At 71.9% G+C, this 24,703-nt stretch carries 22 protein-coding genes; 16 read left to right on the forward strand and 6 right to left on the reverse strand.

Features of this window, described 5'->3' with window-relative positions; genetic code table 11:
- The first annotated feature begins 87 nt into the window (after nucleotides 1-87).
- The 3 genes from QM517_RS17120 to QM517_RS17130 all read left to right on the forward strand — a co-directional run bounded on the left by QM517_RS17120 (nucleotide 88) and on the right by QM517_RS17130 (nucleotide 5,615).
- Nucleotides 88-1,743 (forward strand): helix-turn-helix domain-containing protein, encoded by a 1,656-nt coding sequence (locus QM517_RS17120; protein ID WP_283289218.1) that lies wholly within the window; start codon nucleotides 88-90, stop codon nucleotides 1,741-1,743.
- A gap of 51 nt (nucleotides 1,744-1,794) precedes the next feature.
- Nucleotides 1,795-3,465 carry a cellulase family glycosylhydrolase gene (locus QM517_RS17125; RefSeq protein ID WP_283289220.1) on the forward strand — a complete coding sequence of 557 codons (1,671 nt, stop codon included), beginning with the start codon at nucleotides 1,795-1,797 and terminating at the stop codon, nucleotides 3,463-3,465.
- An 80-nt stretch (nucleotides 3,466-3,545) separates the two neighbouring features.
- Complete coding sequence (locus QM517_RS17130) at nucleotides 3,546-5,615, forward strand: ArnT family glycosyltransferase (RefSeq protein WP_283289222.1); 2,070 nt, start codon at nucleotides 3,546-3,548, stop codon at nucleotides 5,613-5,615.
- Nucleotides 5,616-5,642: 27 nt separating this feature from the next.
- Here the strand turns inward: QM517_RS17130 and QM517_RS17135 are convergent, their stop codons facing one another.
- Nucleotides 5,643-6,440 (reverse strand): alpha/beta fold hydrolase, encoded by a 798-nt coding sequence (locus tag QM517_RS17135; RefSeq protein ID WP_283289223.1) that lies wholly within the window; start codon nucleotides 6,438-6,440, stop codon nucleotides 5,643-5,645.
- A gap of 57 nt (nucleotides 6,441-6,497) precedes the next feature.
- Between QM517_RS17135 and QM517_RS17140 the strand changes: the two genes are divergently transcribed.
- From QM517_RS17140 to QM517_RS17160, 5 genes are all read left to right on the forward strand, one after another.
- Nucleotides 6,498-7,067 carry a mismatch-specific DNA-glycosylase gene (locus QM517_RS17140; RefSeq protein WP_283289225.1) on the forward strand — a complete coding sequence of 190 codons (570 nt, stop codon included), beginning with the start codon at nucleotides 6,498-6,500 and terminating at the stop codon, nucleotides 7,065-7,067.
- A gap of 77 nt (nucleotides 7,068-7,144) precedes the next feature.
- On the forward strand, nucleotides 7,145-7,441 hold the full coding sequence (locus QM517_RS17145) for a DUF1905 domain-containing protein (protein WP_077052533.1): 297 nt from the start codon (nucleotides 7,145-7,147) through the stop codon (nucleotides 7,439-7,441).
- 4 nt (nucleotides 7,442-7,445) lie between these two features.
- Entirely contained in the window at nucleotides 7,446-7,898 is a 453-nt protein-coding gene (locus QM517_RS17150) for a prepilin peptidase (protein WP_283289228.1), read from the forward strand.
- An 88-nt stretch (nucleotides 7,899-7,986) separates the two neighbouring features.
- The gene (locus tag QM517_RS17155) at nucleotides 7,987-9,009 is read left to right on the forward strand and encodes a YhjD/YihY/BrkB family envelope integrity protein (RefSeq protein WP_283289230.1); all 1,023 of its coding nucleotides are present in this window, start codon (nucleotides 7,987-7,989) and stop codon (nucleotides 9,007-9,009) included.
- Nucleotides 9,010-9,037: 28 nt separating this feature from the next.
- On the forward strand, nucleotides 9,038-9,745 hold the full coding sequence (locus QM517_RS17160; RefSeq protein ID WP_283289232.1) for an NAD(P)H-hydrate epimerase: 708 nt from the start codon (nucleotides 9,038-9,040) through the stop codon (nucleotides 9,743-9,745).
- Between the two features lie 40 nt (nucleotides 9,746-9,785).
- On the opposite strand, the gene QM517_RS17165 is transcribed toward QM517_RS17160, so the two are convergent.
- Nucleotides 9,786-10,541, reverse strand: a complete 756-nt coding sequence (locus QM517_RS17165) for a glutamine amidotransferase (protein ID WP_283289235.1) — start codon at nucleotides 10,539-10,541, stop codon at nucleotides 9,786-9,788.
- 68 nt (nucleotides 10,542-10,609) lie between these two features.
- Here QM517_RS17165 and QM517_RS17170 point away from each other — a divergent pair, with 68 nt between their 5' ends.
- Together QM517_RS17170 and QM517_RS17175 are read left to right on the forward strand one after the other, a co-directional pair.
- Nucleotides 10,610-10,837, forward strand: coding sequence for a response regulator (locus QM517_RS17170; RefSeq protein ID WP_077052528.1), 228 nt, complete (start codon nucleotides 10,610-10,612; stop codon nucleotides 10,835-10,837).
- Nucleotides 10,834-11,475 (forward strand): CYTH domain-containing protein, encoded by a 642-nt coding sequence (locus tag QM517_RS17175; protein ID WP_278101399.1) that lies wholly within the window; start codon nucleotides 10,834-10,836, stop codon nucleotides 11,473-11,475. The genes QM517_RS17170 and QM517_RS17175 overlap by 4 nt, the downstream gene beginning before the upstream one ends.
- Nucleotides 11,476-11,535: 60 nt before the next feature.
- Here the strand turns inward: QM517_RS17175 and lpdA are convergent, their stop codons facing one another.
- The gene (gene lpdA / locus QM517_RS17180; RefSeq protein ID WP_283289237.1) at nucleotides 11,536-12,933 is read right to left on the reverse strand and encodes a dihydrolipoyl dehydrogenase; all 1,398 of its coding nucleotides are present in this window, start codon (nucleotides 12,931-12,933) and stop codon (nucleotides 11,536-11,538) included.
- 9 nt (nucleotides 12,934-12,942) lie between these two features.
- A complete protein-coding gene (locus QM517_RS17185; protein ID WP_238592326.1) occupies nucleotides 12,943-13,584 on the reverse strand; it encodes a copper resistance CopC family protein in 642 nt (213 codons plus the stop codon).
- Between the two features lie 259 nt (nucleotides 13,585-13,843).
- Between QM517_RS17185 and QM517_RS17190 the strand changes: the two genes are divergently transcribed.
- From QM517_RS17190 to QM517_RS17200, 3 genes are all read left to right on the forward strand, one after another.
- Nucleotides 13,844-14,338: an FHA domain-containing protein gene (locus QM517_RS17190; protein WP_077049866.1), complete on the forward strand. Its 495-nt coding sequence runs from the start codon at nucleotides 13,844-13,846 to the stop codon at nucleotides 14,336-14,338.
- A complete protein-coding gene (gene ftsR, locus QM517_RS17195) occupies nucleotides 14,338-15,024 on the forward strand; it encodes a transcriptional regulator FtsR (RefSeq protein ID WP_283289240.1) in 687 nt (228 codons plus the stop codon). The genes QM517_RS17190 and ftsR overlap by 1 nt, the downstream gene beginning before the upstream one ends.
- Before the next feature lie 96 nt (nucleotides 15,025-15,120).
- Entirely contained in the window at nucleotides 15,121-15,663 is a 543-nt protein-coding gene (locus QM517_RS17200; RefSeq protein WP_077049868.1) for a MerR family transcriptional regulator, read from the forward strand.
- 133 nt (nucleotides 15,664-15,796) lie between these two features.
- Here QM517_RS17200 and QM517_RS17205 read toward each other — a convergent pair whose 3' ends face one another.
- The gene (locus QM517_RS17205; RefSeq protein WP_278101403.1) at nucleotides 15,797-16,609 is read right to left on the reverse strand and encodes a ParA family protein; all 813 of its coding nucleotides are present in this window, start codon (nucleotides 16,607-16,609) and stop codon (nucleotides 15,797-15,799) included.
- 69 nt (nucleotides 16,610-16,678) lie between these two features.
- On the opposite strand from QM517_RS17205, the gene QM517_RS17210 reads away from it, so the two are divergent.
- The 3 genes from QM517_RS17210 to QM517_RS17220 are packed head-to-tail and all read left to right on the forward strand — an operon-like array spanning nucleotide 16,679 to nucleotide 22,733.
- Nucleotides 16,679-20,086: a pyruvate carboxylase gene (locus QM517_RS17210; protein ID WP_283289243.1), complete on the forward strand. Its 3,408-nt coding sequence runs from the start codon at nucleotides 16,679-16,681 to the stop codon at nucleotides 20,084-20,086.
- Between the two features lie 47 nt (nucleotides 20,087-20,133).
- On the forward strand, nucleotides 20,134-22,245 hold the full coding sequence (locus tag QM517_RS17215) for a nucleotide-binding protein (protein ID WP_283289245.1): 2,112 nt from the start codon (nucleotides 20,134-20,136) through the stop codon (nucleotides 22,243-22,245).
- On the forward strand, nucleotides 22,242-22,733 hold the full coding sequence (locus tag QM517_RS17220) for a peptide deformylase (RefSeq protein WP_278101405.1): 492 nt from the start codon (nucleotides 22,242-22,244) through the stop codon (nucleotides 22,731-22,733). The genes QM517_RS17215 and QM517_RS17220 overlap by 4 nt, the downstream gene beginning before the upstream one ends.
- Before the next feature lie 66 nt (nucleotides 22,734-22,799).
- Here QM517_RS17220 and QM517_RS17225 read toward each other — a convergent pair whose 3' ends face one another.
- Nucleotides 22,800-24,626 carry an AMP-dependent synthetase/ligase gene (locus QM517_RS17225; RefSeq protein WP_283289248.1) on the reverse strand — a complete coding sequence of 609 codons (1,827 nt, stop codon included), beginning with the start codon at nucleotides 24,624-24,626 and terminating at the stop codon, nucleotides 22,800-22,802.
- Between the last annotated feature and the right edge of the window lie 77 nt (nucleotides 24,627-24,703).

Raw genomic sequence — 24,703 nt, forward strand, 5'->3', positions numbered from 1 at the left:
TGGGTCATCGGCCATCCGGACAGATCGACCGGGAGCGCCGTAGGGTGTTCACTGCCGATTCTGCGCCACGAAGAGGGGAATGCGCCCATGGCTGATCGTCGCGAAGACGAGCGCTCCCGGACAGATCGTCCGGATGCCGTCGAGGCGACCGGCGACCGGGGGCTCCCCACGCTCGCCGAGGTTCTCGACTCGCCCGCGCTCGCCGTCGGAGCCCCCGAGGTGCTGGTCGGCGGAGTCGCGCTGTCGGTGCCCGTGCGGTGGGTGCACGTGTCCGACAGCCCCGGAGTCGCCCGCCTGCTGGAGGGAGGGGAACTGCTCCTGACGACCGCGTCCGCGTGGCCCTCGGAACCCGTCGACCTGCGCGCCCTCGTGCGCGAGTTCGTGCGCGCGGGGCTCGTCGGGATCGTGATCGAGCTGGGCGCGCACTACCGTTACGTCCCCGCGGTGGTGGTCGAGGCGGCCGCCGGCGCGGGACTCCCGCTGATCGCGCTGCACCGCGAGATCAAGTTCGTCAGCGTCACCGAAGAGGTGCACCGGCGGATCATCGACGACCAGACGGCGGCGCTGCGGGCGCGCGACGAGGTGCGGACGCTCTTCACCTCGCTCGCACTGCGCGGCGCGCCCGCCGACTACGTCGTGGAACGCCTCGCCCACACGCTCCGCGCTCCCGTCGTGCTGGAGTCGCTCGCGCACGAGGTGATCGTGGCCGAGCTCGCGGATGCCGACCCCGCGGTGCTCCACGACTGGCAGGAGCGGTCGCGTCGGTTCGGCGACGACGGCGACGACGGCCGGTCCGTCGTGCCGGTGGAGGCGCGCGGCATCCGCTGGGCGACGCTGGTGGCGCTCGCCGGTCCCGGGCATCCCGCCGGACGACGGGCGGTGCTCGAACAGGGAGCCACGGCCCTCGCCCTCGGGCGCCTGGCCGACCCCGAAGGTGAGGACTGGGCGCGCCTCGGCCGTCGCCGGCTCATGGATGCGCTGCTGGGCGGCCGGTACGGCTCGGCCGACGAGGTGACGGCGCTCCTCGGCGCGGCGCGCCTCGATCTGCCCGGGGCGGCGCTCTTCGGGCTCGCGGCCGACGGCGCGACCGCCGCCGACGTGGAGGCGGCGGCGATCGAGCTCGGCGGACGCGCCCTGTGCGGCACCACGCGCGGGGCGGGCGAGCGCGCGGAGGGATGGATGCCGGTCCTCCTCGCCGTGCCCGCTCCCACGACCTTCGCTGGCGGGGCGGCCGAACGCTTCCGCGCGCGCCTGCGCGGTGCGGGGCGGGATCCCCGCCTCGCCGTCGGCCCGCGCGTCGACGGCGGCGCGGGCGCTGCCGCGGTGCCCCGGCTGCTGGACTCGCTCGAGCAGGCGCTCGACCTCGCCGACGTGGGCGACCTGCCCGAGGGGGCGGTGCACTGGGTCGTCCGGCATCCGCTCCTCCGCTTCGTGTCGTCGCTGCGGGGCGACCACCGGCTCCTCGAACACAGCGAGGACCTGCTGGCACCCGTCCTCGCCGCCCCACCCGCCCGTCGACGCGATCTGCTCGCGGCGTTGGGGGCGATCGTCGCCCACCCGGGCAACCGCACGGCGGCGGCCGCCGCGGCGCACGTGTCGAGGTCGGTGTTCTACCAGCGGCTCGATCTCGCCGAGCGGGTGCTGGGCGTGGATCTGGACGACGGCGAGGTGCTGGCAGCGCTGCACCTCGCTCTCGTGGTGCATCGCGCGCATCGCTCGCCGGACGGCCCCGCGACGCGCTGACGGCCGCCCGAGTCGCCCGCTACGATGACCGGAACGGGCGGGGGAGTGCGCATGAGGGAGTGGTCGACGCGTCTGCGTCGTGCGCGGATGCGGGTGGCCGCGTGCGCCGCGGCCGCGGGACTTCTGATCGCGGGGGCGATCACGGCGCCGGCCGCATCGGCGGCGACGCTGCCGGGGTGGCTGTCGACCAGCGGATCGACGATCGTCACCTCGACCGGCGCCCCGTACACGATCAAGGCGGTCGCCTGGTTCGGCATGGAGACCTCGAACTGCGCGCCGCACGGCCTGTGGTCGATCTCGCTCGACGAGGGGCTGAAGAGCATCGCCGCGATGGGGTTCACCACCCTGCGCCTGCCGTTCTCGAACGAGTGCCTCGCGGCGAAGCAGACCAACTCCATCAACGCCAACGCCAACCCCGGGCTCACCGGTCTCACGCCGCTGCGCCTCCTGGACACCGTGATCGCCCGGGCCAAGGCCCACGGGCTCTCGGTGATCCTCGACCGCCACCGCCCGGACTCGGGCGCGCAGAGCGAACTCTGGTACACCGCGCAGTACTCGGAGAAGCGGTGGATCGACGACTGGACGATGCTCGCCGCGCGATACAAGGCAGACTCCACCGTCATCGGCGTCGATCTGCACAACGAGCCCCACGGCCCCGCCTGCTGGAACTGCGGTGATCCCGCTCGCGACTGGCGAGCCGCGGCGACGCGCGCGGGCAACGCCGTGCTCGCGGTCAACCCCCGGCTGCTCATCATCGTCGAGGGCGTGGAGCGGCAGAACGACGGCACCAGCACCTGGTGGGGCGGCGGTCTGAAGGATGTCCGCTCCGCCCCGGTCACGCTGTCGGTGAAGAACCGCGTCGTCTACTCGCCCCACGACTACCCGGCCTCGGTGTACGCGCAGAAGTGGTTCACGGCTCCCGGGTACCCCGCGAACCTGCCGGCGCTGTGGGATGCCAACTGGGGGTACCTCGCGAAGGAGAACATCGCGCCCGTCCTCCTCGGCGAGTTCGGCACCAAGCTCGAGACCGCGAGCGACAAGGCGTGGCTGACCGCGCTCGTCGACTACCTCGCGCAGCGGAAGATCAGCTACGCCTACTGGTCGTTCAACCCCAACAGCGGCGACACGGGCGGCCTGGTCGCCGACGACTGGCGTACCCCGCAGACCGCGAAGCTCGCCGCGCTGAGGCCCATCCTCACGCCCGTGCCGCAGCCGACCCCGACCGCGACGCCGAAACCCACGGCCACGGCGACGCCGAAACCCACGGCGACCGCAACGCCGAAACCGACGGCGACCGCGACGCCGAAACCGACGGCGACCGCGACACCGAAACCCACGGCCACGGCGACGCCGAAACCGACGGCCACGGCGACGCCGAAACCCACGGCGACCGCGACGCCGAAGCCGACCGTGAGCACCGCGCCGGCCGCGGTCACGGCGACCTGGATCCCCCAGAGCGCGTGGGGCGAGGGGTACGTCAGCGAACTGACGGTGACCGCGGCGACGCCCGTGGCCGGGTGGACGGTGTCGTGGGAGTCTCCCGGTGCCACCGCCGTGACGAACGCGTGGGGCATGACGTGCCTCCTCCGCTCCTCGACGGTGACCTGTCGGGGCGAGGGATGGGCGGGATCCCTCGCATCGGGGCAGACGGTCCGGGTGGGGCTGCAGATGGCCGCGACCGCGGCTCCGGCCGCTCCACGGCTGAGCGTTTCGGCGAACTGATCGCGGCGCGGGCGGCATCCATACCCCGCCCATAGGTCTCCCAGGGCGGCCGTTAGTGGTGGGGTGCCTACGATGCCGCGGTGACCGCCACCCTGAGCATTCCGCAGACCCCGCTCGCTCGGCCCGCCGCGACGTCTCGTCCGCGCGGCCGCGCGTGGCCGTGGGGGCTCGCGGCGGTCGGTCTCGTGGCGCTGGTCCTCACCGCGTGGCAGGTGTGGGACGGCGCGCCGTCCGCGTACTACGCCTCGATCGCCCTGTCGATGAGCCAGTCGTGGTCGAACTTCTTCTTCGGCGCCATGGACCCCTCCGGCACGGTCACGCTCGACAAGATCCCGGGCTCGTTCTGGGTGCCGGCGCTCTTCGTCCGGGTCTTCGGGTACTCGACATGGGCCGTGATCCTCCCCAACGCCCTCGCCGCCGTCGGCGCGGCGCTGATCACCGCGGTCGCGGCCCGACGCCTGGCCGGGGTGCGCGCGGGGCTCCTGGCGGGGGCGATCGTGGCGGTCACCCCGATCTTCGTGGCGGTCTCGCGTTCGAATCAGCCCGAGTCGTTCTTCGTCCTGGGACTGTCGATCACGGCATGGGCGGCCATCCGCGCGATCCAGCAGCGCAGTTTCGGCTGGCTCGTCGTGGCCGGCGCGGCGATCGGTCTGTCGTTCCAGTTCTACATGCTGGAGGCGTGGGCGGTCTGGCCGGCGCTGGCCGCCGCCTACCTCGCCACCGCGCAGTCGTGGGCGCGTCGCATCGGGCACCTCCTCGTCGCGGGCGCCGTCAGCGTGATCGCGTCGCTGTGGTGGGTGGCGATCGTGGCGCTGATCCCCGCGGGCAGCCGCCCGTACATCGGCAGCACGCTCGGCGACGACCCGTGGGAGATGGTCTTCGGATACAACGGGCTGGGGCGTTTCGGCGCCACGAGCGACAGTTCCGCCTACGAGTCGTTCACCCCGCCGTTCTCGGGGGAGCCCGGGGTGTTCCGCCTGTTCAACGCGCAGCTGGCCGGTCAGATCGCGTGGCTGATCCCCGCGGCGATCGTGGCGCTGGTGGTGCTGTGGCTCCTCCGCTTCCCCCGTCCGCTCGCCCTCCTGCTCACGGTGTGGCTCGCCACGTTCGGCGCGATGTTCTCCGTCGTCGCGGGCATGCACCAGTTCTACACGTCCGCCCTCGCCGTTCCTCTCGCTCTCGCGGTGGCGGCCGCGCTCGCGTGGAGCGCACGCGCAGGGAAAGCCTGGCCGGCGGTGGCGATTCTCGCGACCGCGGCGGTCACCGCGGTCGGCATCGCGTTCTCGGTCGGCGGGTACAGCATCCCCGTCGCGATCGTGCAGGCTCTCATCGGGGTCGTCGCCATCGTGCTGCTGCTCTCGCGCCATCGCGCGCGGATGGTGACGACCGCCGCGATGGTCGTCGGGCTGCTCCTGACCCCGGCGGTGTGGTCGGCCGTGACGATCGCGCACCCCAACTCGATCAACCCGGTGGCCGGAGGGGTGTCGGAGATGGCATCCGGGTTCGGCGGTCGAGGCGGTACTGCCGGCGGCGCGCAGACGGGCGGAGCGGGCGGGTTCGCCGGCGCCCCGGGCGGCGCCCCGGGAGCCGGGGGAGCGGGCGGGATGGCCGCGCCCAACGGCGGCGGGGGAGCACAGGACGGGACGCGGGACGGTCGCGGCGCTCGCTCCGGATCCGGGACGACGGACGGCCAGGGCGCGACCGGCGGCGCGCCGGGCGGGACCGGCGGGTTCACGGCCGGGGCGGGCGGCTTCGGCGGCGACCAGACCGCACTGCTGTCGTGGCTCGAGCAGAATCGCGGCGGCGCGACGTACCTCGCGGCCACCTTCGGCGCGCAGAGCGCCGCGCAGCTCATCGTCGCCTCGGACGGCGAGGCCGTGCTCCCGATCGGCGGATTCAACGGAACGGATGCCGTGCCGACCCTCGACCGGTTCATCTCGCTGGTCGAGAGCGGGCAGCTGCGCTACGTCATCGCCGGACAGGATCGTGTGGGCGGCCCCGGGGGAGCGTCGGTCGGTGCGGGCGACTCGTCGACCGGTACCGTGTCGGCTCAGATCCGCTCGTGGGTGGAGCAGAACTGCACGACGGCGGCCGATGCCCCGAGCACGGTCTACGTCTGCGGAACGGTCACGGACGGCTCCGGAGCGTAGCGGCGGCCGCAGTGGAGCGGCGGCCGGTCAGAGGTCGCGGGAGAGGAACGCCACGCCCGCCTCGCGGAACGCGCGGGCGCCGGGGGCGTTGACGTGGTGCCGGCCGGGGATGTCGACGAATTCGCCCTGCGGGAGGAGACTCGCCAGGCGCGCGGACTGGTCGTGGATCGGATCCTCGGTGCCGGTGGCGATGAGCACCGGCTGCGGCGGGGGCGACGCGGGGTCCGGATCGGTCTGCCCGAGCCGCATGCCCTCCGCGATGGCGACGAGGGCGCGCAGGTCGTTGCCGGGCACGCGCTCGGCGAGCGACATGTAGCGCTGGGTGGTGGCATCCTGAACCGGCTCGCCGTGATCGAGGAAGGCCCGCGCCTGGTGGACCTGGAGTCGCGCGAGGGGACGACCGTCGGGGATGCCGCCGAGCACCGCCCGCTCGACGTGCTCGGGGGCGTCGACCGCGAGCTGCCAGCCCACCCGGCCGCCGAGGGAGTACCCGAGGTAGCGCACCTGGTCGACGAGGTAGGTGTCCAGCACCGCGACGAGGTCGGCGACGAGCGCGTCCATCCGGTACGACGCGGCGTCGTGGGGCTTGTCGCTCAGACCGTGGCCGCGCTGATCGACCGCGAGCACCCGGAATCCCGCCCGGAGGAGGTCTCGCACCCAGCCGGTGTTGACCCAGTTGTCCCGCGTCGACGACCCGAAGCCGTGGACGCACAGCACCGGCGGCGCGTCGTGGTCGCCCCACGAGTACGTCGCGAGGCGGATGTTGTCGCCCACGATCACGAACTGCGCAGGGGGGACCTCGGTGAGCGCGGGCACGGCATCCATTCCGCCGATCCTGGCACAGCGGGGCGTCCCCCGCCCGGATGTGGTCATAGTGGTCGCATGGGGTATTCGCGCGCCGAGTTGGAGTCGTTCCGGGATGCCACGATCCCCGACCTCACGGGGCCGGGGCTGCGGCTGCTGTTCGTCGGGATCAACCCGGGCCTGTGGACGGCGGCGACCGGGACGCCGTTCTCCCGCCCCGGCAACCGGTTCTGGCCCGCGCTGGTCGAGGCGGGGATCCTGCCACGTCTGCCCGCCTACACCGGCCCCCTGGATGCCGCCGACCGCGCGATGATCTTCGAGGCGGGCGTGGGCGTGAGCAATCTCGTGGCCCGGGCGACGGCGCGCGCCGACGAGCTCGACCGTGACGAACTCCGTGCGGGAGCAAGGGCGCTGGAGGCGCGCGTCACGGCGCTCTCGCCGCGCGCGGTCGCGGTCGTCGGTCTCACCGCCTACCGCCAGGGCTTCGACCGCGCCGCGGCCGTCGCAGGCCGGCAGGACGAGAGCATCGGGGGAGCGCCGACGTGGGTGCTGCCCAACCCCAGCGGGCTGAACGCCCACGACACCGTCGCGTCCCTGGCGCGGGCGTACGCGGCGCCCGCGCGGGCCGCGGGCATCCTCCCCGCGTGACGGTTCCTCCCCAGGGGAGAACGCCGACGACGTGTCCGGGCCCGCGGGTAGGGTGACGGCGGCGGAAGGAGACGCGCATGATCGTGGAGTTCGAGGGAGAAGTCTTCCGGTGGGCGGCGCGGCTCGACAGCGACTGGTACTTCGCCGCGCTGCCGCTCGACCTCAGCGCGGCCGTGCGCGAGACCCAGACGTACCGGCGCGGATTCGGCGGCGTCCGGGTCGAGGCCACCATCGGCACGTCGACCTGGCGGACCTCGGTGTTCCCGCAGTCCGACGGCGCGTACGTCCTGCCGCTCAAGCGCGCGGTCCGCGACCGCGAGGGCATCGAGCCCGACGCGATCGTCCTGGTCCGGCTGTCCGTCCTCGACGCGTGACCCCGTGCTCGGGGTCGCTCTCGCGGTCTTCGCGGCGATCTCCGTCGCTCTCGCGGTCGTCGACGTCCGTCGTCATCGACTGCCCCATGCGCTCGTCCTGCCCGGCCTCGCGCTCGGTCTGACGCTGCTGACGTCGGCGGCGTTCGTCGCCGACGAGGCCGACCGCGTGCCGTGGGTGTGGGGCGGAGCGGCATCCGCGTTCCTCCTCGGCCTCGCGCTCCATCTCGCCCGGCCCGGCGACTTCGGCGGCGGAGACGCGACACTGGCGGCGCTCGTGGGCGCGCACCTCGGCTGGTTCGGCGCGGAGGCCGTCGGCGCGGGGCTCGTGCTCGGGTTCGCGTGCGGGGGAGCCGCCGCGGCGGGCGCACTGCTCGCCGGCGCACGACGCGCCGAGATCGCGTTCGGTCCGCCGCTGCTGCTGGGGACGTGGTGGGTGCTGCTGGGCGAGGTCACCTGAGCCCATCTCCGGCCCATGCCGTTCCGCGATCCGCGACCCCCGGTCAACCCCGCACCGCGAATCCGCGGAGCCCGCATAGCCTGGGGAGATGGCTGACCTCCTCCGTCGCGTCACCGCGTGGGCGCTGCAGCGGCGTCTCGTCCGCGCCTACCTCGTCTACTCGGGGCGGCGCGGACCGATGCTCGCCGACAGCGTGACCTACCGCACCCTCTTCAGCGTGTTCGCCGGCGTGTTCATCGGGTTCTCGTTCGCGGCCCTCTGGCTCGCGGGCAATCCCGACGGCCTCGCCGCCCTGGTGCGGTCGGTGGACAGCGTCATTCCCGGCCTCGTCGGCCCCGGCGGTCTCATCGACGTCGACAAGATCGAGGCCCCCGCCGGCTTCACGATCGCCGGCATCCTCGGATCCCTCGGTCTGCTCGGCGCGGCCATCGGCGCCGTCGGGTCGCTCCGCTCCGCCCTGCGGCAGATCGCCGACGTCACCACCGAGGACACGCTGATCGTCTGGGTGCTGCTGCGCAACCTCGCACTCGCGATCGGGATCGGCGTGGCGCTGGCCGCGGCCGCGGCCGTGACGTTCCTCGCCACCGCGGGCCTCACGGTGGTGCGCGACTGGCTCGGCATCTCGGCGGACTCGTGGATCACCGGCATCCTGACCTGGCTCATCTCCACCGTGGTCGTGCTCGCCCTCGACACGGCGGTCGTCGCGGTGGCGTTCGCGGTGCTGTCGGGCCTTCGCGTGCGGCGTGCGACGCTGCTCCGCGGCGCGCTTCTCGGCGGCATCGGGCTCGTCGCGCTGCAGCAGCTGTCGGGGCTCTTCGTCGGAGGCGCCGGCAGCAATCCGCTCCTGGTGACCTTCGCAGCCCTCATCGCACTGCTGCTGTGGCTGAACCTCTCCAGCCAGGTGATCCTGCTGGCCGGCGCGTACGTGACCGTGGGGCACGAAGAGGACGAGGACCGGGTGCGCGCGAAGTACGCCGCGACGACGCTCGTGCAGTTCCGCGTCCAACGCGCCGAGCGGGCCGTGCAGGCGGCCGTCGGCGAACTGGATGCCGCCCGCGAGGCGGACGCGAAGGAGCGGGAGACGATCGCGAAGAGTACCGCTCGCGGGTGATCGGGCCGGACGCGTCTAGGGTGGCCACATGACCGAGCGCACCGTCGCGTACACCGCCGATGCGATCCGCGCGGCGGAGGCGCCTCTCCTCGCCGCCGGACGCCCGCTCATGCGCGAGGCGGCGCGGGCCCTGGCTGCCGTCGTCGTCGACGAACTCGCCCGCACACCCGGCCCGGTCCTCGTCCTGGCCGGGTCCGGCGACAATGGCGGCGACGCGCTCTTCGCCGCCGCCGATATCGCCCGCGCGGGCACCCGCGTCGACGTCGTGCTCACCCGGGACCGCGTGCATCGCGAGGCGCTCGACACGGCCCTGGCGGCGGGCGCTCGGCTGCGGGACGCGTCCGAGATCTGCGCGTCCGATCCCGACCACGTCCTGGTACTCGACGGCATCCTCGGCATCGGGGCCTCCGCCGATCCGCGGCTGCGGGGCACCGCGCGCGCGGTCGTGGAGGCCCTGCTGCCGGCGGTGGTCGCGGGGCGGGTGCGGGTCGTGGCCGTGGACGTCCCCAGCGGACTCCACCCCGACTCGGGCGAAGCGGATGCCGCCGTCCTCCCCGCCGAGACCACGGTGACGTTCGGCGCCGTCAAGGCGGGTCTGCTCCGCGGGCACGGCCCCCGGCTCTCCGGCCGTCTCGTGCTGGTCGACCTCGGACTCGAGCCGCAGCTGCGGCGCGTGCACCCCGCGATCACGGCGGCCGTGCCGGTCGTGCGGCGCTGCTCGCCCGAGCGGGCCTAGCGCCGCGCGACGTGGGGTCGTCGGGGTGCCGGGGCGCCGTTCAGCGCGCGTAGCGCTCCACGAACGTGCGGAGGATCCGTCCGGTGGCCGTCACCGGGGAGCGCCGGACGGCGGCGAGGGTGAGGTCGAGCTCGTCCGCCGCGAAGTACCCGTACGACGCGTACGCGTGGATCCGCGTGACGATGCCGTCCAGATCGAGCTCGGGGTGGAACTGCGTGGCGTAGACGTTCTCTCCGACGCGGAACATCTGGACGGGGCACGTGGGGGAGGAGGCGAGGAGCGTCGCCGTGTCCGGCAGGGACGAGATCGCCTCCTTGTGTCCGACGAAGGCGGGGAAGGTCGTGGGGAGGCCGGCCAGCAACGGATCGGTGCGCCCGGCTTCGGTCAGCGACACGTCCACGACGCTGATCGGCTCCGAGTAGACGCCGTCGATCGGCGCGCCCAGGTGGGTGCCGAGGGTACCGGCGCCGTAGCAGGCCCCCAGGAACGGCGCGTCGCGGGCGACGACGCGATCGACGAGGGCCGCCATCTCGGCTTCGACCCGCCGCTGCACCGCGGACTTCTCGTCCCACGGGTCGGAGGCGTTGAACGGGCTTCCGCCCACCAGGATGCCCGCGACGTCGTCGAGGTCGAACTCGGGCAGGGGCTCGCGCTCCAGCCGGACGCGCCGCAACCGCTCGGGCGGGAGGCCGGTGAAACGGAGGAAGAGCGCGTACTCCTCGTCGGCGGGGACGTCCTGCGCGCGGGTCGCGAGGAGCACGAAGGGCTTGTCGCCGGGGAGGTCCGCGCTCGTCACCCGAGCGAGTCTAGGGGAGGGGTGTCAAGGCGCGGGCCGCGGCGAAGGGGCCGGTCTACGCTGGGGCCATGGCTATTGCACGACTGACCGGAGGCCCGCTCGACGGGCAGGTGATCCCGCTCGAGAACGAGTCCGACGACTCGCTGATCCTTCCCTACAGCGAAGGACAGCTCGTCTACCGCCGGGACGGCGGCCTCGAGCACACCGGCGATTCCGACGGACCCACGCAGGCTGTCTTCGCCTACGTCGAGGAGACCGAGGACATCAACCCGGACGCCGACGGACGCGACGATTGAGCAAGAGCGCGCCGGGTTCGTCGTCGGTCGAGATCGAGTCGAAGTACGACGTCGACACCGACACGCCCCTCCCGGATTGGTCGGGGGTTCCCGGCGTCGCCCGCGTGGGTGAGGCCGAGCCGCGCGACCTCGACGCGCGGTACGTCGACACCGCCGGAGCCGACCTGGCGCGCAACGGCGTCGCCGTGCGCCGTCGGCAAGGCGGCCCCGACGAGGGGTGGCACATCAAGGCCCCCGCCGAGGGCGGTCGCTCCGAGACGCAGTGGCCGCTCGGCGACCTCGGCGATCCCGACGCCGATCCGGTCGTACCCGACGAGATCCAGGATGCCGTGGCGGCGTGGGCGCGAGGACCGTTCCTGCCGCTCGCCCGCGTCCGCAACCACCGCACCGCGTACGCCCTGCTCGACGCCGAGGGCGGAGTCGTCGCCGAGTTCGTCGACGACCGCGTCCGCGCCCGGGACGAACGCCGCGGCGTGGAGTCCGCCTGGCGGGAGTGGGAGGTCGAGCTCGGCCCCGCCGGTCCCGCAGACCAGGCGGGTCGCGCGGCGCTGTTCACGGCGGTGGATGCCGCCGTCTTCGCGGCCGGCGGTCGGCCCGCGGCATCCGGGTCGAAGCTGGCCCGCGCACTCGGCCACTGACCTCTCGAGAACGACGAAAGCCCGCCCGGCGAACCGGGCGGGCTTTCGTCGTTCTGAAGATCAGAGGTTGATCATGTGGCCGACGAGGCCGTGGAAGGCCTCCTGCAGGCCCTCCGAGAGCGTCGGGTGCGTGTGGACGTTGCGGGCTGCCTCGAGGGCGGTGAGGTCCCACTTCTGCGCCAGCGTCAGCTCGGGGAGGAGCTCGGACACGTCGGGGCCGATCAGGTGGCCGCCGATGAGTTCGAGCGTCTCGGCGTCGGCGACGAGCTTGACGAAGCCGACGGGCTCGCCGAGGCCGTTCGCCTTGCCGTTGGCCGAGAAGGGGAACTTCGCGACCTTGATGTCGTGGCCGGCGTCGCGGGCCTGCTGCTCCGTGAGGCCGAAGGAGGCGACCTGCGGGTTGCAGAAGGTGGCGCGGGGCATGTTGCGGTAGTCCCCGAGGGTCTGCGTCTCGGCGCCCGCGATGGTCTCGGCCGCGACCACGCCCTGCGCCTCGGCGACGTGCGCGAGCTGCAGCTTGGCGGTGACGTCGCCGATGGCGTAGATGTGCGGGACGTTGGTGCGCATGTGGTCGTCGATGTCGATCGCGCCGCGCTCGGTGAGCTTCACGCCCGTGTTCTCCAGGCCGAACCCGTCGACCTTGGGGGCGAAGCCGATCGACATGAGCACGCGGTCGGTGTCGATGGAGCCCTGCGCACCGTCCTTGCCGGTGTACGTGACGGTGACCTTGTCGCCGTGGTCGGTGACCGACTCGACCTTGGTGGAGGTGAGGATGTCGACGCCGTAGCCCTTGTACTGCTTCTGGATCTCCCTGGAGACCTCGGCGTCCTCGTTCGGGAGGGCACGGTCGAGGAACTCGATGATCGTGACCTTCACGCCGTAGTTCGTCAGGACGTACGCGAACTCCATGCCGATCGCGCCGGCGCCGACGATGACGATCGAGCCGGGGAGGTCGCGGTTAAGGATCTGCTCCTCGTAGGTGACGACGTTCTCGGAGAGGGTCACGCCGGGGAGGAGGCGCACCGTGGAGCCGGTGCCGATGATGACGTTGTCGAAGGTGACCTGCTCCTTCGAGCCGTCCGCCTTGGTCACGTCCAGCGTGTGGGCGTCGACGAAGTGTCCGCGGCCCTCGTATTCGGTGACCTTGTTCTTCTTCATCAGGTAGTGGATGCCCTTGACGTGGCCGGCCGCGACCGAGCGCGAGCGGTCGAAGGCCTTGCCGAAGTCGAAGTGCACGTCGCCGGAGATGCCGAACAGGTCGGCCTTCGCGTGGAACGTGTGCGCGAGGTCGGCGTTGCGCAGCAGCGCCTTGGAGGGGATGCAGCCGACGTTGAGGCACACACCGCCCCAGTACTTCTCTTCGATGACCGCGACCGACAGCCCCAGCTGCGCGCCGCGCACGGCTGCGACGTACCCGCCGGGACCCGCACCAAGAATGACCAGATCGTAATGAGGCATGCTCTCAGCCTACCGTCCGGCGGTCCCCGCGGAGCCGCTTCCCGTGGAGCCCCGGCGGCCACGGACGACGAACAGCCAGACCACGAGTCCGACAACGATGAGGAGGGCCACGGCCAGCAGGATCCACGGCAGGGGAGAGGCCTCCGAGGTGTTCTCGGTCGGGGCGCTCGTGGCCGTCACCGTGACCGTGGGCTCGGGCGTCGGCGTCGCCGACGGGGTCGTGGTGGGGGTGGCCGTCGGGGTCGGGGTCGGGGCGGCCGGGACCGTGAACGAGAAGGTGCCGTCGATGGGGTGGCCGTCGCTGGAGACGACGCGCCACACGACGGTCACGGCGCCGGATGCCGTTCCCGCCAGACCCTGGGTGACCACCGTGCCCGACACCGTCGGCGCCCCGTCGGTGAGAGAGGTGCCGGCGGCATCCGTCACCTGGATCACGGTCGCGCCCTCGGAATCGAGGATGTCGGCGCTGTAGCTCAGGGTGATCTGCGCCGGCAGGGCGTCCAGCACCGCGTCCGCGGAGGGATCGGAGGACACCAGTTCGTCGTGCGCGAAGGCCGGCGATGCCGGGACGAGAAGCGCCGCGAGGGCGACGGCGGCCGCTGCGAGGACGGCGGGCAGGGTGCGCCGACGCGGCGCGGAGGTCGTGGTCACGCCCCCGACCCTAGCGAGATCGTCCGGGCGAGTCCTGACAGCGGGCGTCGCCGACGGATGACGCGCGGGGTGACCTGGACTCGACAGGGCCGACCCGGGGTGGATAGGTTCGAGTGTCCCCCGTCGCACCGAGCCGCTACCCGAAAGCGGTCCGCACCGTCGACGTGGGAAGAACACATACATTCCATGGCCTGTGCGAGGGTCGAACGGCCACTCCGGCTCGGAGTCGGTCGACTATGGTGGAAATGAAGGAGAAGCCGTGGACGAGACCCGCAGATTCGAGCGCGACGACATCCGCCGCGCCGCGGACGCCTCCGCGTCCGACCGCTCGAACGACACGACGCAGACGTTCGGTCACGATGCCGACCTGTCGTTCGTCCCCTTCGGCGCCGACCTCAACGAGGCCGAGCTCGAGGCCATCGAGGCGCTGCCCTCGGGTGCCGCGCTCCTGATCGTCCGCTCCGGTCCCACGACGGGTGCGCGCTACCTGCTCGACACCGATGTGACGACCGTGGGTCGCCATCCTGAGGCCGACATCTTCTTCGACGACGTCACCGTCTCGCGTCGTCACGCCGAGATCACCCGGGCGGGATCCGCCTTCGAGATCGTCGACCAGCGCTCGCTCAACGGCAGCTACGTCAACGGCGAGCGCGTCGACCGCTCCGCGCTGGTGAACGGCGCCGAGGTGCGCATCGGCAAGTTCCGTCTGAACTTCTTCGGTTCGCCCGTCGATCTCCCGTCGGCAGAGCACTGATGGCGGCAGCCCCCGCCCGCGGTCGTACGGCGGCCTCGGGGCTGTTGAGCATCGGACAGGTCCTCGCGCGGCTCACTCCCGAGTTCCCCGCGCTGTCCTCCAGCAAGCTGCGGTTCCTCGAGGTGCAGGGGATCGTCTCCCCGACGCGCACCGACTCCGGCTACCGCAAGTTCTCGCCGGCCGACCTCGAGCGCCTGCGTCTCGCGCTCACGCTGCAGCGCGACCACTATCTTCCGCTCGCCGTCATCCGCGAGTACCTCGCCGACGTCGACGCGGGCCGCAACCCCGCACCCCCGACCGCGATCGCGTCGATGACGAACGCCCCGCGACGCTATCGCCGTGACGAGCTGCTCTCGGCCGCGCGGGCTGCGCCCCAGCTCCTGAACGACGCCATCAGCACCGGCGTGATCACCGGGGCCGAGACCTATCCCGAGCAGACTGTGTCGCTGCTGCGTACGCTCGTCGCCCTCGACCGGCACGGCATCGAGCCGCGCCACGTGCGCTCGCTCCGGCAGAGTGCCGAGCGCGAGGCGGCGCTCGTCGAATCCGCCCTGTCCGCGTTGCTGCGGCGACCGGATGCGGCATCCCGTGCGCGCGCGAGCGAGCTCGCGCCCGAGTTGGCGGCGCGTCTGGACGAGGTCCGGACCCTGTTCGTGCGCGAAGCGATCGACCGGATCCTGTCCTGATCGCGACACGCCGACCTCCGCGCGTCGGATGTCGTTGCCGGGGGACCCTGGCTGATCTAGCGTGGAAGCAACGAGCCGATGAGGAGGAACGCGAGCATGAACGCTGGCGACGCACTCGGTGAACCACGGTTCGCCACCGATCTCCTCTTCACCGACGGTCTTCCCGAGATGGACGACGACACGGGCTACCGCGGCGCGGTGGCCGCCCGGGCCGCCGGCATCACCTACCGCCAGCTCGACTACTGGGCCCGCACCGAACTCGTGGTCCCGACCGTCCGCGGAGCGAGCGGTTCCGGCTCGCAGCGGCTGTACGGTTTCCGCGACATCCTCGTCCTGAAGCTCGTCAAGCGTCTGCTCGACACGGGCATCTCGCTGCAGCAGATCCGCACCGCGGTCGATCAGCTCCGTGCGGCCGGCATCCGCGATCTCGCGGGCACGACGCTGATGAGCGACGGCGCATCGGTCTACCTCTGCACGTCGAACGACGAGGTCATCGACCTCGTGAGCCGCGGCCAGGGTGTCTTCGGCATTGCCGTCGGCAAGGTGCTGCGCGAGGTCGAGTCGACCCTCGTCGACTTCGAGTCCGCGACCGAGGCCGTCGACGAACTCGCCGCCCGTCGCGCGGCTCGCACCGCCTGACAGCCCCCTTACGTAAGACCCCCGGATGCCGCGGCATCCGGGGGTCTTACGTTTCCTCAGGCGTGAGGAGTCAAATTATTGTCGCCTGCAGGTCTCCGCAGGCGACAATAATTGACCCCTCACGCGCGCGGCGCTACGCCTGCGGAGCGTCGGAGGCCACCGGGATGCGGCCGGTGCGGACGATGCGGTCCAGCAGGGCGTCGAAGTCGGCGGCCAGCTCCTGCGCGGAGTCGCCGGGCCAGACGTGCAACGGCTTGGCCGCTCCCTGCGCCTGCTGCAGCGACGTGCGCTCGGGGAGCTGCGGGTTCAGCACGAGCGGCCCGAACATGTCGCGCAGCTCCTTGATGCGGAACTGGTGCTCGATCGACTGCGGACGCACGCGGTTGACCACGACGCCGAGCGGCTGGAGGCGCGGGGAAAGGCCGCGACGGATCTCCTCGATGGCGCGCAGGGCGCGGTCGGCGGCGGCGACGGAGAAGAGGCCCGGCTCGGTCACGACGATGACGCGATCGCTGGCGGCCCACGCCGTGCGGGTCAGCGCGTTCAGCGACGGCGCGCAGTCGATCAGCACGAGGTCGTACTCGGACTCGATCGTCGCGAGGGCCTCCTCGAGCTTCCAGACGTCGCGCACGCTCGGGTGCGGACCGTCGAAGTTGATGGCCGACGGGCTGCCGATGAGCACGTCGATCGTGCCGGGGTGGACCTTCGCCCATCCGCTGGAGGTGATCGCCTGACGGACGACCTTCTCCTTGGGGTTGGCCAGGACGTCGGCGATGTTCAGCCGGCCGGCGACCTGGATGTCCATACCGGTGGACACATCGGACTGCGGGTCGAGGTCGACGACGAGAGTGCGAACGCCACGTGCGAAGGCGGCGGAGGCCAGCCCGAGCGTCACGGTCGTCTTGCCGACCCCGCCTTTCAAAGAGCTGACGGAGAGTACGTGCACGAGCGTCTACGTTACCTTCCCCTAGGCTGTGAGCACATTCAGCTCCGCCGCATTGACGTGAGGGTGTGCATGTTCTCGAAAATCCTGGTCGCCAATCGCGGAGAGATCGCCATCCGCGCGTTCCGCGCCGCCTACGAGGTGGGAGCCCGCACCGTCGCGGTCTACCCCTACGAGGATCGCGCGTCGCTGCACCGACTGAAAGCCGACGAGGCGTACCAGATCGGGGAGCGCGGGCACCCGGTGCGCGCCTATCTCGACGTCGATGAGATCATCCGCGTCGCCCGCGAGTGCGGGGCGGATGCCATCTACCCCGGCTACGGATTCCTGTCGGAGAACCCCGAGCTGGCCGAGAAGGCTGCCGCGCACGGCATCACCTTCATCGGCCCGCCGGCCGACGTGCTCTCGATGGCCGGCAACAAGGTGACGGCGAAGGAGCACGCCGTCGCCGCCGGAGTGCCGGTGCTGCGCTCGACGGCGGCCTCCGACGACGTGGACGCGCTCGTCGCCCAGGCGGACGAGATCGGGTTCCCGCTCTTCGCGAAAGCCGTGGCCGGCGGCGGCGGGCGCGGCATGCGCCGCGTGGAGTCCCTCGGCGAGCTCGCTCCGGCCCTGGCCGAGGCGATGCGCGAGGCCCAGAGCGCGTTCGGCGACCCGCGGATGTTCCTCGAGCAGGCCGTGCAGCGTCCGCGTCACGTCGAGGTGCAGATCTTGGCGGATGCCGCGGGCGAGACGGTCCATCTCTTCGAGCGGGACTGCTCGGTGCAGCGCCGTCACCAGAAGGTGATCGAGATCGCGCCGGCCCCGAACCTCGACGACACCGTGCGCGAAGACCTGCACCGGTACGCCGTCGCGTTCGCGCGCTCGATCGGCTACCAGAACGCCGGCACCGTGGAGTTCCTGCTCGAGACGGCGGGACCCCGGACGGGCGAGGTCGTCTTCATCGAGATGAACCCGCGCATCCAGGTCGAGCACACCGTGACCGAGGAGGTCACGGACGTGGATCTCGTCCAGTCGCAGATGCGCATCGCCGCGGGCCAGACGCTCGCCGACCTCCAGCTCACGCAGGATCAGATCCGCCTCCGCGGTGCCGCGCTGCAGTGCCGCATCACGACGGAAGACCCCACGCAGGGCTTCCGTCCCGACACGGGCAAGATCACCACCTACCGCTCGCCCGGCGGCGCCGGTGTGCGTCTGGACGGCGGCACCACCGCGGCGGGGTCGCAGATCAGCCCCCACTTCGACTCGATGCTGTCCAAGCTCACGTGCCGCGGACGCGACTTCCCGGCCGCGGTCGCCCGTGCCCGTCGCGCACTCGCGGAGTTCCGCATCCGCGGCGTCTCGACGAACATCCCGTTCCTGCAGGCGGTGCTGGACGACCCCGCGTTCGTCGCGGGCGACCTGAGTACGTCCTTCATCGACGAGCGCCCCGAGCTGCTTCGCGGCCGCGAATCGAAAGACCGCGGCACGAAGGTGCTGTCGTGGCTCGTCGACACCACGGTCAACCGCCCCAACGGCGACAACCCGCTCTCCGTCGAGCCGGGCAGCAAGCTCCCCGTCATCGATCTCGCCGCCCCGGCTCCCGCCGGCTCGCGTCAGCGCCTCCAGGAGCTGGGTCCCGCGGGCTTCGCGCGGGCGCTGCGCGAGCAGACCGCCCTCGCCGTCACCGAGACGACGTTCCGCGACGCGCACCAGTCGCTCCTCGCGACGCGCGTGCGCACGCGCGACCTCGCGCGGGTCGCCCCCTACGTCGCCCGGCTCACCCCGCAGCTGCTGTCCGTGGAGGCGTGGGGCGGGGCGACCTACGACGTCGCCCTCCGTTTCCTCGGTGAAGACCCGTGGGAGCGTCTCGACGTGCTCCGTCAGGCTCTGCCGAACGTGGCCATCCAGATGCTCCTGCGCGGACGCAACACCGTCGGCTACACCCCGTACCCGACGGAGGTGACGGACGCGTTCGTCGCCGAGGCCGCGGCATCCGGGATCGACATCTTCCGGATCTTCGACGCGCTCAACGACGTCTCGCAGATGCGTCCCGCGATCGACGCGGTCCTGGCCACCGGCACCGCCGTCGCCGAGGTCGCCGTCTGCTACACCGGCGACCTGCTCGACCCGGGCGAAGACCTTTACACGCTCGACTACTACCTGCGTCTGGCCGAGCAGATCGTCGAGGCGGGCGCGCACATCCTCGCGGTCAAGGACATGGCGGGTCTCCTGCGTCCCGCCGCGGCGGCACGACTGGTGACGGCTCTGCGCGAGCGGTTCGACGTGCCGGTGCACGTCCACACGCACGACACCGCCGGCGGTCAGCTCGCGACCCTGCTGGCCGCCTCGGCGGCAGGGGCGGATGCCGTGGACGCGGCGGCCGCGCCCATGTCGGGCACCACGAGTCAGCCGTCCTTGTCGGCTCTCGTCGCCGCTCTCGCGCACACCGAGCGGGACACCGGTCTCGATCTCGCCGCGGTGTCCGACCTCGAGCCGTACTGGGAGGCGGTGCGCCACCTGTACCGCCCGTTCGAGTCGGGTCTGCCCGGCCCCACCGGTCGCGTGTACCACCACGAGATTCCGGGCGGGCAGCTGTCGAACCTCCGGCAGCAGGCCATCGCGCTCGGTCTCGCCGACGACTTCGAGCTCATCGAGGACATGTACGCGGCGGCGAACCGGATCCTCGGTCGCGTCCCGAAGGTCACCCCCTCGTCGAAGGTGGTGGGAGACCTGGCGCTTCACCTGGCCGCGGTGAAGGCCGACCCGGACGACTTCGAGCGCAACCCGGAGAAGTACGATGTCCCCGATTCGGTGGTGTCGTTCATGGCGGGCGAGCTGGGCGACCTCCCCGGCGGCTGGCCGGAGCCGTTCCGCTCGAAGGTGCTCGCGGGTCGTGACGTGAAGCCCGGTGTCACACCGCTCACGCCTGAGGACACCGCGGCCCTCGCCGGCGACGCGGCGACCCGACGCGCCCGCCTGAACGCGCTGCTGTTCCCCGCTCCGACCCGCACGTTCCTCGAGACGCGGGCGGCCTACGGCGACCTCAGCGTGCTCGACACGGCCGACTACCTCTACGGTCTCCGTGCCGGCGAGGAGCACACGGTCGAGATCGAGCGCGGCGTGCAGTTGTTCGTCGGTCTCGAAGCCATCGGCGACGCGGACGACAAGGGCATGCGTACCGTCATGACCACCCTGAACGGCCAGCTGCGGCCGGTGTTCGTGCGGGACCGCTCGATCGACGTCCAGGCGCGCCAGGCCGAGAAGGCCGACACGTCCAAGCCCGGCCAGGTGGCCGCCCCGTTCTCCGGTGTGGTCACCCTGAAGGCCGCCGCGGGGGACCGCGTCGCCGCCGGGCAGGCGGTCGCCTCGATCGAGGCCATGAAGATGGAGGCGGCGATCACGAGCCCGGTCGACGGCGTCGTCGAGCGACTCACCGTCGCACCTACGCAGCAGGTGGAAGCGGGCGACCTTTTGCTCGTCGTCCGTCCCTCGCAGTAGCCTGAAAGGGGGCGCTGTTCGCGCCCTCTTTTTCTTTGGAGACGGCAGTGACCCCCGACCGCACCGACGAGACCCCCGACGACGGCGCCGAACACGGTGTCCTCGACGACAGCGGAAACCTCGACACCACCAGCATCAGCATCCTCGGCGAGCACATCGCGCAGGTCAACGTCGACCTGCCGGTGTCCGACGACGATGACGTCGACGACGACGTCGTCGAGGACGAGATGCCGGTCATCGACCCCGAGTCCCGCGCCTTCGAGGTCGTCGGCATCGTGCATGTGCCCGACGCCGACGAGCTCCCGCTTCTCACGCACGTTCCCGAACCCGAGGTCGCTGCTCCCGCGGACGACTCGGAGCTCGGCGAACCGCCGACCGGCGACATCGTCCTCGAGCCGCACGAGGGTCCCGCGGACGACGACGCCGAGGTCCACGAGGCCGAGATCGTCCACGACGACGACGACGTCGCAGCCGAGGACGAAGCCTCGGTCGAGCCTCTCCCCGAGCGCGCGGAGGCGGATGCCGAAGCCGAGGACGCCTCGGGCGTGACGCCGGTGGACGAGGATGACGACGTCGAGGTGCTCTCCGTGGACGGAAGCGACGACGATCTCGACGCCGCCGAAGAGCAGCCGGTCGCCGCAGAGCCGGAGCCCGCGGTCGCGGACGCGGACAGCGCCCCGGTCACCGCCGTCGACGAACCCCACGACCTCGCCGACGGCGACGACGCCGGAGACACGATCGAACCGCCGACCGCGCAAGGGACGGATCAGGGGAGCGAGCAGCAGGCCGAGACCCGTGAGGACGAGCCCGGCGCCTCCGTCGTGGCGGAGCCCGCGACCGAGCAGGAGCCGGCCGCCGACCCCGTCGCGGTGCACGAGCCCGAGTCGGTGGTGGAGGACGAGAGCGCCCTCGCCTCGGAGCCGGTCGCCGCGGAGCCGCAGCCCGAGCCCGTCGCCATCGATTCGCAGCCCGCTTCCCCGGCCGCCACCGACGAGGGGGACGCCCCCGCGCCCTCCACCGGGCCCGTGCCCCGTACCCGCGCCGAACTGGCCGCCACGGGAGTGATCGGCACCGTTCCCCTCACACGTCGAGAGGTGCACCAGGCCGACGAGGCCGCGCGCGTCGGCCGTGTCCACGCGACCGAGCGGGTGCGCACCCCGGGTGCCGACGTCACGCTGGCCTCCAAGCGCCTCGGCGAGATCGACGACACGCGCGAGAGTCCCGACCTCCTCACCGCCGACCGTCTCCTCGACCCGCGCCAGATCGCCCGGCCCGAGCCCGAAGGATTGTGGCAGCAGCTGGTGTACTCGGTGTCTCGCCACCGCATCAACCTCGGTGACGGCCGTCGCGCCCGTGCCCGCAAGGACCTCGACCGTCGGATCGGCGCGCCGCTGGCGGGCGAGGCCCGTTTCGTCCCGGTCCTGTCGCGCAAGGGCGGTGTGGGGAAGACCACGGTCACCTCGCTCCTGGGCATGGCCCTCGCCGACGCGCGCGACGACCGTGTGATCGCCGTGGACGCCAACCCCGACCGCGGTACCCTCGCCGACCGTGTCGGTCGCGCCAACGGCCGTACCGTACGCGATCTCGTGCGCGCCCACGACGAGGTCGAGGGCTACAGCGACGTGTCGTCGATCGTCGCCCGCGACTCGACGCGTCTGGACGTGCTGGCATCCGATTCCGATCCCCGCGTCTCCGAGGCGTTCAGCGACGAGGACTACCGCCGGGTCGCCGACGTCGCCGCCCACTACTACTCGATCGTGCTCACGGACACCGGCACGGGAATCGTCCACTCCGTCATGGAGGCGACGCTCGAGCTCGCCGACTCGCTGGTCGTGGTGGCAGGGCTGTCCGTCGACGAGGCCCGCCTCGCCTCCGAGACGCTCACTTGGCTGGAGACCAACGGGTACGCCGAGCGCGTGCGCGGCGCCGTCGTCGTGCTCAACAACGCCCGGCCGGGCGTCCCGCTCGTGCGCGAGAGCGAGCTCGAGGCGCACTTCCGCAGCCGCGTCCGCGCCGTCATCCGGATGCCGTACGACAGCCATGTCGCCGCCGGGAGCGCGATCGCCTTCCGCGATCTGCAGCCGGCGACGCGGCAGGCCGCGCGCGAACTCGCCGCCGCCGTGGTGGAGGGACTCCGGACCCCGGCGGCCGTCGCATGACCGTCCGTCCCATCCGTCTCTTCGGCGACCCCGTCCTGCGCGCGCCCAGTGCGCCGATCGAGACGATCGACGACGGCATCCGGGCCCTCGTCCGCGACCTGGTCGACACGGTCGAGCCTCCGGGGCGCGCCGGTGTCGCCGCCCCGCAGATCGGTGTCGGCCTCCGGGCGTTCAGCTATAACATCGACGGCGACATCGGCTACGTGCTGAACCCCGTCCTCGTCGAGACGCGCGGCGAGCCGGAGCTGGTGGGGGAGGGATGCCTCTCCGTCCCCGGCATCTGGCACGAAGCCCTGCGCTACCCGTGGGCGAAGGTCGTCGGCATCGACCTCGACGGTGACGAGGTCGTGCTCGAGGGCGAGGGTCTCCTCGCTCAAGCGTTGCAGCACGAGACCGACCACCTGGACGGCAAGCTCTACCTTTCGCGCCTGCCGGCCGAGAGCCGGCGGGAAGCGATGCGGCAGATCCGCGAGAGCGACTGGTTCTGACGCGTCTCCCCGACAACGGAACGGCCCGGCCCCTGTGTGGGGAGCCGGGCCGTTCCGTTTTCCGCGTCAGGGCAACGAGACGTTCGTGGTGTTGATCGGAACGGCGTAGATGTCCTCGATCGCGTCGGCGAAGTCGGAGACGATGACGTTGCGCTTGATGCTCATCTTCGGCGTGAGGTGACCGCTCGCCTCCGTCCACTCCGTGGGGAGGATCGTGAACTTGCGGATCGACTCCGCACGGGAGACGCGGGTATTCGCCCGGTCGATCGCCCCCTGCACCTCGGCGCGCACCTTCTCGTTCGTCGCCGCGTCGGCGAGCGACAGGTCGGCCGGAAGCCCGTTGTTCGCGAGCCAGGTCGGCAGCATCTCGGGATCGAGGGTCACGAGCGCGGAGATGAACGGCTTGTGGTCGCCGACGACGACGACCTGACCGACGATCGGGTTGGCGCGGATGGGGTCCTCGAGCGCGGCGGGGGCGACGTTCTTGCCGCCGGCCGTGACGATGATCTCCTTCTTGCGGCCCGTGATCGAGAGGAAGCCGTCGGCGTCGAACGCTCCGATGTCGCCGGTCTTGAACCATTCGCCGTCGAACGCCTCGGCGGTGGCCTCGGGGTTGCGCCAGTATTCGGCGAACACGTTGATGCCGCGCACCTGGATCTCGCCGTCGTCCGCGAGGCGCACGCCCACGCCCGGCAGGACGGGGCCCACGGTGCCGATCTTCGACTTCGTCGCCAGGTTCACGGTCGCGGGAGCCGTCGTCTCGGTGAGGCCGTAGCCCTCGAGGATCACCACGCCGAGGCTGCGGAAGAAGTGCCCCAGTCGCGGGCCGAGGGGGGCCGAGCCCGAGACGGCGTAGACGATGCGCCCGCCCATGGCGGCGCGGAGCTTCGAGTACACCAGCCGGTCGAACAGGGCGAACTTGATCTTCAGCAGGAGGGGGATCGACTTGCCCTGTTGCTCGCGCTCGGAATGCTCGATGGCCGCCGCGGCGGCGGCGCGGAAGATCTTGCCCTTGCCGCCGGCTTCGGCCTTCTGCTCGGCCGAGTTGTAGACCTTCTCGAACACGCGCGGAACGGCCAGGAGGAACGTCGGCTGGAAGGATCCGAGCGCGGGGAGCAGCTGCTTGGTGTCGGGCTGGTGGCCCGTCTTCACGCCGGCGTGCACGTTCAGCAGGGAGATGAAGCGGGCGAACACGTGCGCGGTGGTGATGAACAGCAGAGTGGAGGCGCCGGGCGTCTCGACGACCTCGTGCAGCGCCTTGGCGGAGTTGCGGGCGAGCTCGACGAAATTGCCGTGCGTGAGCACGCAGCCCTTCGGGCGACCGGTCGAGCCCGAGGTGTAGATCAGCGTCGCGATGTCGGAGCTGTTGGCGATCGCGCGGCGACGGGCGATCTCGGCATCCTCGACGTCCTTCCCGCGCGAGACGAGCGCATCCAGGTCGCCGGCGTGCATGGCCCACACCTCGCGCACCAGCGGGAGGTCGCTGCGCACCTCGTCGAGGCGCTGCGCGTGTTCGGGGGACTCCACGATCGCGGCGGTCGCGCCGGAATCGGAGAGGATCCACGAGATCTGCGTGGGCGAGCTCGTCTCGTACACGGGCACCATGACGGCGCCGGCGTAGAAGAGCGCGAAGTCCACGAGCGTCCAGTCGTAGGTCGTGCGCGCGATGAACCCGACCTTCTCGCCGGGTTGGATGCCGGCGGCGACGAAACCCTTCGCGAGGGCGACGACCTGCTGCTCGAAGTCGCGGGCGGAGACGTCGCGCCAGCCGGAGCCGTCGGGAACGGCGAACAGCGCCCGGTCGGGCGTCGCCGCCACCCGGTCGGCGAGCAGGTCGGACGCGTTCGCGGACGGGTCGGCGGGAACGACGGGAGGGAGGTCGAACTGGATCACGGCAACTCCTTTGTGTACCGGAAAGAAGGTCGATCGGTCCGACGAGTCTAGTCGTACGCCGCCGCCGCCCTCGGCGG

Source organism: Microbacterium sp. IEGM 1404, assembly GCF_030056775.1.
In the GTDB taxonomy this organism is placed as follows: domain Bacteria; phylum Actinomycetota; class Actinomycetes; order Actinomycetales; family Microbacteriaceae; genus Microbacterium.

Bases quoted from the DNA above. Each gene is read 5' to 3' on its own strand.
- lpdA (WP_283289237.1), bottom strand. From the start codon at position 12,933: ATGCCTCATTACGATCTGGTCATTCTTGGTGCGGGTCCCGGCGGGTAC.
- QM517_RS17155 (WP_283289230.1), top strand. From the start codon at position 7,987: ATGGCTGACCTCCTCCGTCGCGTCACCGCGTGGGCGCTGCAGCGGCGT.
- QM517_RS17210 (WP_283289243.1), top strand. From the start codon at position 16,679: ATGTTCTCGAAAATCCTGGTCGCCAATCGCGGAGAGATCGCCATCCGC.
- QM517_RS17135 (WP_283289223.1), bottom strand. From the start codon at position 6,440: ATGGATGCCGTGCCCGCGCTCACCGAGGTCCCCCCTGCGCAGTTCGTG.
- QM517_RS17200 (WP_077049868.1), top strand. From the start codon at position 15,121: ATGAACGCTGGCGACGCACTCGGTGAACCACGGTTCGCCACCGATCTC.
- QM517_RS17220 (WP_278101405.1), top strand. From the start codon at position 22,242: ATGACCGTCCGTCCCATCCGTCTCTTCGGCGACCCCGTCCTGCGCGCG.
- QM517_RS17120 (WP_283289218.1), top strand. From the start codon at position 88: ATGGCTGATCGTCGCGAAGACGAGCGCTCCCGGACAGATCGTCCGGAT.
- QM517_RS17170 (WP_077052528.1), top strand. From the start codon at position 10,610: ATGGCTATTGCACGACTGACCGGAGGCCCGCTCGACGGGCAGGTGATC.
- QM517_RS17140 (WP_283289225.1), top strand. From the start codon at position 6,498: ATGGGGTATTCGCGCGCCGAGTTGGAGTCGTTCCGGGATGCCACGATC.
- QM517_RS17125 (WP_283289220.1), top strand. From the start codon at position 1,795: ATGAGGGAGTGGTCGACGCGTCTGCGTCGTGCGCGGATGCGGGTGGCC.
- QM517_RS17160 (WP_283289232.1), top strand. From the start codon at position 9,038: ATGACCGAGCGCACCGTCGCGTACACCGCCGATGCGATCCGCGCGGCG.
- QM517_RS17145 (WP_077052533.1), top strand. From the start codon at position 7,145: ATGATCGTGGAGTTCGAGGGAGAAGTCTTCCGGTGGGCGGCGCGGCTC.
- ftsR (WP_283289240.1), top strand. From the start codon at position 14,338: ATGGCGGCAGCCCCCGCCCGCGGTCGTACGGCGGCCTCGGGGCTGTTG.